Source organism: Sulfuriflexus sp. (assembly GCF_032250955.1).
GTDB lineage: Bacteria > Pseudomonadota > Gammaproteobacteria > AKS1 > AKS1 > Sulfuriflexus.
This window is the reverse complement of sequence record NZ_JAVVES010000120.1, coordinates 1-3,465: the sequence shown is the minus strand read 5'-3', so window position 1 is coordinate 3,465 and position 3,465 is coordinate 1. Positions and strand designations below refer to the sequence as shown.

Annotated in this window: 3 protein-coding genes; 2 read left to right on the top strand and 1 reads right to left on the bottom strand. The window is 54.9% G+C overall.

The window, feature by feature from the left end; genetic code table 11:
- Positions 1-199: 199 nt before the first annotated feature.
- Entirely contained in the window at positions 200-976 is a 777-nt protein-coding gene (locus RQ738_RS13375; RefSeq protein WP_314165808.1) for a hypothetical protein, read from the top strand.
- On the opposite strand, the gene RQ738_RS13370 is transcribed toward RQ738_RS13375, so the two are convergent.
- Complete coding sequence (locus RQ738_RS13370) at positions 951-1,835, bottom strand: DUF1028 domain-containing protein (protein WP_314165807.1); 885 nt, start codon at positions 1,833-1,835, stop codon at positions 951-953. The two genes, RQ738_RS13375 and RQ738_RS13370, sit on opposite strands and share 26 nt — an antisense overlap.
- Before the next feature lie 162 nt (positions 1,836-1,997).
- Between RQ738_RS13370 and RQ738_RS13365 the strand changes: the two genes are divergently transcribed.
- Positions 1,998-2,876, top strand: a complete 879-nt coding sequence (locus RQ738_RS13365) for a class I SAM-dependent methyltransferase (protein ID WP_314165805.1) — start codon at positions 1,998-2,000, stop codon at positions 2,874-2,876.
- The last annotated feature ends 589 nt before the right edge of the window (positions 2,877-3,465 follow it).

Below are 3,465 nucleotides of genomic sequence, written 5' to 3'. Positions count from 1 at the left end.
ACAATGTGTTATCGAATCTAAATCCCCTCACCCTAACCCTCTCCCGAAGGGAGAGGGAATTAACGGGACAGCAGTGTAAAAAGGTATAGTCGTTATGCACCCGATCAAGAACTTTAAAGTAAGGCAGTATATTGCCTCCCATGGCCTGGGCCACCTTATCACTGTGTACTTGCTTATTTGCGCGGCCCTGGCGGCCTTGATGGCAGTGATCTTTTTGTTCGCAACCGAGTCCGATTATCGTTTCCATGATTTTCTGTTTATCTTCTGGCAGGAACTGCTGGGTAATGGGCCGGGTCTCGAGAGCGAGGAAAAGATACTTTTTGTTACCGGCAAGGTAATCAGCGCCGTACTTGCACTCATCCTGCCCACCGTCCTGCTTGGTTCGGTGGTTTATAAATTTTTTGTGTTGCAAAAAGACAATATTATCTTCAGGAACAAGTGCGAGATATGTAGAGTAAACGGTCAGGATTATATCAATGTAGGCTTTTATATTTCATCGGCGCTCAAGTTTCATGATTTGAGTTTTAATGCCTTTGTCAGAACGTATGAAACAGCCAGGGAAGACGGTAAACCCGGCCAGTACCCGATGAACACCTTCCCGATTGAAATGCCTGAAAATATGACCTTCCAGTTGCCCTACAATTTTGTGCCCAGCAATATCAGTATCCCGGTCAGCGTGGTAAACGGCGCGGGTGATCATGAGAATGAAACCAGTGCCATTGTCTTGCAGAAAAAGGCAACCGCATACGAGCTGCTTCGCGCCGGCGAGGCAACAACCCTGGACATGGAAAAAGGTGACTTTTGCGAGCTGTTCATCGTCGCCTCTGCTGAAGTCCCGGAATTACAATCCAGCATCAAAGAGATAAAATGTTACAGCATCCCCGCTGACATCGCCGTCGAGGGTCTGGCCAGAATGCGAACCCGTCTTGAAAAACAGCAGGGCCGTTTCGTCACTGAGAACTGGACGGATTTCTGAGCAGCGGCATGGATTCTATGTGGGCAAAGAATGCCTGGTTGATTCTGGCGCTCGAGGTATCGAGTAGATGAGGAATATTTTGCTGCGTGAAGATGCCGGTCAGGTGCCCGGGCTCCATGACATTCACGCCTGAATCACCGTAAAGTGTGGCAAACCGCTCAAGCAGCAGTCTTTCCTTATCCTGCAGCGCCGGCAGCTCGAGCCACTCAGGGCTCATGCAGGCACTGTTATATAGCTGGTTCACGGCATAACAGTGTCTTAATTCGGCAATGGGAGCAGGGGAAGCATCGACCCGAAGATCTATCAAGCTGTCACTTGTCGCCATGTAGCCGGCATCCTTGCGGCTAACCCGCAGGCAGGCAGAAAGCTTGCCCCGCTTGTCGCCCCCGGCATCCTGGGCGGCTAGCAAGGCATCAAGCAGCGCCTCCGCCATTGGCCGTCCCCCGGCCCTGGAGGCCTCGTAGCGTGATGCCATTGCCGCGACGGTGCCTTCAACCAGCATGTTGCCAAGGCATATAAAATGCTTGCCCTGCGTGGACTCGACAGCGGGTATGCACTGGCTGCCGGAATGAATAACCGCATCACCATCAAGATTCATAATCGCGACCTGCCTGAAATCAGCATAGGTATCATGGGATAAATACACGTCGAGGGCCTGTTCCACGCTATGGCCGTCTTCAAGGCAATCAAGTGCCTGGCGACTGGCCCTCGGGTTGGCCATAGACTGGCTGGCCACCAGCCCTGCCGTGACAGAAATATGCGGGACCAGTGAGCCGATCGCCAGATAGTTCGAGGCAGAGGCGATGCCGAGGGTATTCGTTTCAGGGTCGAGGGCAGCGATGGTGAATGTTGCGATCATGCATTCAAGCTACCTATAAAGTTCTGTTATCGCAAGCCGGGCACGGATTAGTTTGATAAGGTAGCGGACTTTGCCGCCAGAAAAACGAGTGGCTATGGTGTGGCGAGTTTCAGGCATGGGTAAAATACTCAGGCGTAATCAGTATTGAAGACGGGACAAAAGATGAGCCAGGCAGTTACCCTGAAAGTGAACGAATACGCCTTGCTTGATTTCGGGCAGGGCCGCAAGCTCGAGCGCTTTGGTGGCGTGGTTATCGATCGCCCCGCCCCCCAGGCCAGCGGCCCGCGCCGACTGCAGGACTGGGACGCCGACTGGATCTACAGTGGCACCCGCATCACGGACGGCGAGTGGCAAAAACGCGCGGCAGACGTGCCGGCGAGCTGGACGCTGACCATCGCCGGCCAGCGCATGCACTGCCGACCCGGCAAAGGCGGGCAGGTCGGCGTTTATCCCGAGCATGCTACTTGCTGGCAATGGGTGCGGGAGCGCCTGCAAGGCTGCGACCACATTGACGAGCTGCGCGTCCTGAACCTGTTTGCCGGCACCGGCGGGGCCACCCAGGCCGCGGTGCTGGCCGGGGCCAGGGTCACGCATGTCGATGCCCAGGCCAGCCAGCTGGAACTGGCGCGCCTGAATGTGGGCGAGGAAGGCGCGCGTTTCATCCGCGAAGATGTAATGACCTTCGTCGAGCGCATGGTCCGCAAGGGCGAGCGCTACCACATGGTGATCATGGACCCGCCCAGTTTCGGCCGCGCCGCCAAGGGCAAGGTCTGGGATATCCGCTCTGACCTCCAACCATTAATAGAGTACCTGCCCCGGCTGCTGACAGCAGACTGCCGCGGCATCTGGGTGTCACTGCACACCCGGGACATGCTCGCCGAGGACATCGCCGACCTGATTAACCAGGTGCTGCCGGGCAACGTCATACCCCTGCAACTGGGCACGCAAACGGCTGACGGGCGAGTGCTCGAAGCCGGCGTGGCCGCCACCTGGCAGGATGACAGCGAACCCTCCACGGTTGATACGCCGGCCTCGCCCTAGGTAGCGGTACAGCTAGAGGCACGGTTCGATGTTTATCCGGAAACCGAATTCTTGGCGGCTGATGATCTGAGCGCTTAAAAGCGACCGCCGTATTGAGCGGCCTACGTGCCCTGTCCCGGGTATCCACCCCTTAAGATTAAATACCAAAATTCAGGTATATTCAGGTGGTGCATTAGATAAAGCTGGTTCTCGGCCGCTAGTGCCTGGAGGCGATGTTTCCACAGGGGGAGACATGTGTACCAAATAAAATTACGCCGTTGAGCGGGGTCACGAATTACGCGCTCTTTAAGCTGGCATGTTATTGAAAAATAAATGTTTAGTAATGATTTGCATAGAATAACATCATAAGATAAAAGCCTATGGCCATGCACGATTATTCGTCCCTCATATTCCCCCTGCTGCAACCATCCCGCGCTACCCTGAAGAGGGGTCACAACAAAGCACCGCAGCACTTTGTGCATGAAAGCATTGGTGCGGATAGAAAAAACCACTGAATAACGAGAACACGAACTACATGTCCCAACTTGAACACATCGAAGCCATCGAAAAACGCCTATGGAGCGCCGCCGACAACCTGCGCGCCAACTCC